Origin of the sequence: Acinetobacter sp. YH01019, from assembly GCF_013420285.1 — a bacterium.
Lineage (GTDB): Bacteria > Pseudomonadota > Gammaproteobacteria > Pseudomonadales > Moraxellaceae > Acinetobacter > Acinetobacter gandensis.
The window spans coordinates 1-1,240 of sequence record NZ_VOYM01000188.1 but is presented as its reverse complement, the minus strand read 5'-3'; the positions used below and the strand labels follow the sequence as shown (position 1 = coordinate 1,240).

General features: G+C 52.1%; 1 protein-coding gene. It reads right to left on the bottom strand.

Translation table 11 applies throughout. The features are described 5' to 3' along the window. On the bottom strand, window positions 1-958 hold a 958-nt coding region (locus FTT84_RS17855; RefSeq protein WP_180191850.1), incomplete at its 3' end, for a reverse transcriptase domain-containing protein. Window positions 959-1,240: the final 282 nt, after the last annotated feature.

Below are 1,240 nucleotides of genomic sequence, written 5' to 3'. Positions count from 1 at the left end.
GAAAATCGAACCCGTTCCCTATGTGCGTGATTTTGGTCTTTTCCTGAGAGAGCACGAGACCGCGCTGCGCCAGAAATTCAACCACGGCAGGACGAACTTCATTTTCGAGCCACTCTTTAGAATACCCCGTGATGATGAAATCATCCGCATACCGTACCAGTTGCAGCTTTTTGCCTGTCCATTTGGCGTTAGAGAACCTCTTAGCCAGCATCGTTTCCAGTCCGTCCAAGGTCATGTTGGCCAGCACCGGGGAGATAATACCTCCTTGCGGTGTTCCGGAAAGACTGGGAAACAGCTTGCTTTGGTAGACGTAACCGGCTTTGAGCCATTTCCGTAGAATCACCTTGTCCATTGGGAGGTTGGCGATCATCCAGTCATGGCTGATATTGTCGAAACAGCCTTGAATGTCACCCTCTAGCACCCACTCCGCACTTACTTTTCTTGACAGCACACCAAAGCACTGTGCTGCAGCATCCGCGGTTGAGCGTTGCGGTCTGAACCCATAAGAGTTCCGATCAGCGATGGTCTCCGCGATGGGTTCCAAAGCCAGCAGATGGAGCGCCTGCATGGCCCGGCATTTCATCGTGGGTATCCCGAGAGGTCTCATCTTGCCATTTTTCTTCGGAATAAGGACTCTCCGAAGCGGAAGGGGCGTGTAACCTCGCCTCTTCAACGACATCATCGCACCGGTCTTGGCCTTGGGTGTATTCCAAGTCACCTTGTCGACCCCAGCCGTGTTTTTGCCTTTGTTTTCAGACACTCGTTTGACGGCCAATGCTTTGCCACTAAACGAGTGAGTCAGCAGCCATTGCAAAGCTTTCGCCTTGTTATGCCTGCCGTCTTGTACCGCCTTCACAATACGCGCTTGCAGCCCTCTGACATGACGCTGTACAGCAATCCAATCGATGCTGTCCCACGATGTGCTGGAAGGTGCACACGCTGATACTGCTGCATTCATTTGCTCTCCCTCCATTAAAAGGGTTCTACACACTCTCTTGTGATGAGAGACCATAAGGACGTCAGCCCGCTTTCGCGTGGGGTAATGTTTCAACCTCTATCCAACCCATTACAGACTGGCATTCGCTTTTTCCTCGTTCCTTCGCCCGCATCACCATGGGCAGTTTTTGCAAACTGCTTTCCCAATGGGAGTAATACGGGATTTCCACGTTCCGCTTACTGAAGTACATCGGCTTAGGTGCCTGCTATCGACCGGGAGGCGTATGGGTCACGAATGCGTAGT